This is a genomic window from Methylobacterium trifolii (assembly GCF_022179685.1).
In the GTDB taxonomy this organism is placed as follows: domain Bacteria; phylum Pseudomonadota; class Alphaproteobacteria; order Rhizobiales; family Beijerinckiaceae; genus Methylobacterium; species Methylobacterium trifolii.
The window spans coordinates 1-2845 of the sequence record NZ_BPRB01000350.1 but is presented as its reverse complement, the minus strand read 5'-3'; the positions used below and the strand labels follow the sequence as shown (position 1 = coordinate 2845).

Here is a 2845-nt window from a genome sequence, read left to right as displayed (position 1 = left end):
GACGCGGTGGTGCCAGAGGCCCTCTGGCCCCTGGACAAGGCGGTGCGGCGCATCACCGGTCTTCCGGCGCTCTCCGGCAACGCCGTGCACCTATTCCGCAACGGCGACGCGGCCTATCCCGCGATGCTGGAGGCGATCCGCGGCGCGAAGTACAGCCTCGCCCTGTCGAGCTACATCTTCCGGGACGACGCCACCGGGCGGACCTTCTGCGAGGCGCTGGCGCAGGCCAAGGCGCGGGGCGTCGAGGTCCGCGTCATCATCGACGGCATCGGCGGCGGCTACTTCAGGGCCGCGGCCTACAGGCGGCTGCGGCGCGAGGGGGTGCCGGCCGCCCTCTTCATGCATTCCGGCCTACCCTGGCGGATGCCGTTCCTAAACCTGCGCAGCCACAAGAAGCTGCTGATCGCGGACGGCCGCCTCGCCTTCACTGGGGGCCTCAACATTTCCCAGCCCAACCGCCTCAGGACCAACCCAGACCACCCGATCCGCGACACCCACTTCCGGATCGAGGGGCCCGTGGTCGAGCAGCTCGCCATGGCGTTCGCGGGCGATTGGGCCTTCGCGGACGGGGCGATCCTCGACGGCGACCTCTGGTTCCCGGACCTGTCGCCCGTGGGGACGAGCGTCGCCCGCGCCGTCACGTCGGGGCCGGACGCGGACGTGGAGAAGATCGAGTCGGTGATGCTCCAGGCGCTGGCCTGCGCGCGCGAGACCGTCCGCTTCGTCACCCCCTACTTCCTGCCCGACGAGGTGGTGATGAGCGCCCTGGCACTCGCCGCCCAGCGCGGCATCACCGTCGACGTGATCATCCCGCGCCTGAGCGACCACCGCTACATCGACTGGGCGACCCGCGCCCACGTCGCCCCCCTGCTCGCCAGCGGCGTGCGGATCTGGCTCGACGAGCCGCCCTTCGACCACTCGAAGGCGATGGTGGTCGATGGCGTCTGGTGCTTCGTCGGCAGCGCCAACTGGGACATGCGCAGCTTCCGCCTGAACTTCGAGCTGAACGTCGAGATCGTCGACGCCGGCCTCGCCGCCCAGCTCGACGCGTTCATGAGCGCGAAGATGGAGACGCAACTGACGTTTGAGGCCGTCAGCGGGCGCCCGCTGCCCGTTCGTCTGCGCGACGCAGGCGTGCGACTGCTGCTGCCATACCTCTGAAGCGGGGCCGCCGCGGGGTCTCGGCCTCGGGCGCCGGCGCCAGATGCACGATGATCGGGCGATGGTCTGACGGCCCGCGCGGCAGCACCGCGTGCTCCCGACAGACGAGGCCGCGCACGAGGCAGCGGTCGAGGCGCAAGGGCAGCATCTCCACCATGGCGTGGGTGGGCTGACGTGGCCCGACGTCGCGAAAGCCCGGCACCAGAGCCGGTCCGACGATGTTGTAATCCCCCAGCACCGCCGCCCGCGCCGGCAAGTGGCCGACGATGCGCCGGAGCTGGCGCCGGTTCAGGACCTGCCCGTGGGAGAGGTGGACGTTGGCGACGCCGAAATCACCCAGGTCCAGCACCTGGCAGACCCGGTGGACCAGAGCGCCGGACGGCAGGGTGACGACCTCCGGCACGGCGGCCCAGGGCGTCGGGCTCCACATCGCCAGCCCATGGATGCGGCCCGGCAGGGGCGCCCACGCATAGTGCCCCCCCACCCGCTCGCGCAGGGCGCCGATGCTGCGCGTGGCCTCCTGCATCAGTAGGAGGTCGGGCGCCTCCTGCTCGATCAGGGCCACGACGTCGCCGACCGCCGCGCCTGTCCTGCGCAGCAGGTTCCAGCTCACGATCTTCCGGGTGGGGACGGGCGCGTCGACCTGCTCGAGCGGAAGGGGGAAGACCGAGGTCGGCGTCTCGTGCAGCGGATCGAACATGCGGAGCGGATCGAACCTCGTGTTCGGTGTGGCCGCACCAGGCGGCGCCGTCACGCTTCAACGCGGACGGAGCCGTCCCGTTCGATTGTCATCAACGGCAGGGCTTGCCGGGCGGGCAATGGTTCCCGCCACCATGCTGTTGCGGCGGAGGGGCCCGCTGCGGCTGCATCGGCGGGCGCGCCATCATGGGCTGGCGCTGCATCTGCTGCTGCTGGGCGGCCTGCTGGCGCTGTTGCATCATCAACTGCTGACGCTGCGATTGCTGCTGCATCTGCTGCGCGCGCATGATCTCCTGCGAGCGCACGGCCTGCATCTGGCGCGCCTGCATCTGTTGCTGGCGCTGCATCGGCCCGGACTGCATCACGCCGCGTTGGGCCGCTTGCTGGCGCTGCTGCTCGGCGCGCGCCGCCTGCATCTGCTGGACGCGCTGGTCCTGCTGCGGCGGAGCCTGGCGATGCTGGGCGGCCCGGGCCGCGCTTGGCCGGCTGGCCGGCGGCGTGCCCGGCTGTCCCTGCGCGGCCGGGTATCCGGCAGCCGGATTTGGAGCGGGCATCTGGCCGGGCTTGCCGCTCGGCATCACCGGGGCCGCCCGATACGCTCCGGGGAGCGCGACGGCGGGCTGTCCCGCGCCGGGCCTGGCGGCATTCGCGTTCGGCACGGGCAGAGCATTCTGGGGCAGCGGGTCCTTGCCCTGGCCGGGCAGCGGGCGAAGGTTTGGCGCCGGCATAGGCGGGCGCCCGGCCTGCTGGCCGGTGAGGCCCGGTCCCATCGGGATCTGGCCGGGCATCGCTCCCTGGGGCGGCTTTCCGGCAAGGCCCGGATCGGGGCCGACCCCAGGGAGCGATGCCCGGCCAGATCCCGATGGGACCGGGCCTCACCGGCCAGCAGGCCGGGCGCCCGCCTATGCCGGCGCCAAACCTTCGCCCGCTGCCCGGCCAGGGCAAGGACCCGCTGCCCCAGAATGCTCTGCCCGTGCCGAACGCG

General features: G+C 72.2%; 3 protein-coding genes. 1 reads left to right on the top strand and 2 read right to left on the bottom strand.

All coding sequences use genetic code 11. From position 1 onward, the window contains the following. A partial coding sequence (locus COGEMETH_RS24220) for a phospholipase D-like domain-containing protein (protein ID WP_238185230.1) occupies positions 1 to 1161 on the top strand: 1161 nt, incomplete at its 5' end. Here the strand turns inward: COGEMETH_RS24220 and COGEMETH_RS24215 are convergent. Next, on the bottom strand, positions 1094 to 1861 hold the full coding sequence (locus COGEMETH_RS24215) for an endonuclease/exonuclease/phosphatase family protein (protein WP_238185229.1): 768 nt from the start codon (positions 1859 to 1861) through the stop codon (positions 1094 to 1096). The genes COGEMETH_RS24220 and COGEMETH_RS24215 overlap by 68 nt on opposite strands. A 91-nt stretch (positions 1862 to 1952) precedes the next feature. Further along, positions 1953 to 2648: a hypothetical protein gene (locus COGEMETH_RS24210; RefSeq protein WP_238185228.1), complete on the bottom strand. Its 696-nt coding sequence runs from the start codon at positions 2646 to 2648 to the stop codon at positions 1953 to 1955. Positions 2649 to 2845: the final 197 nt, after the last annotated feature.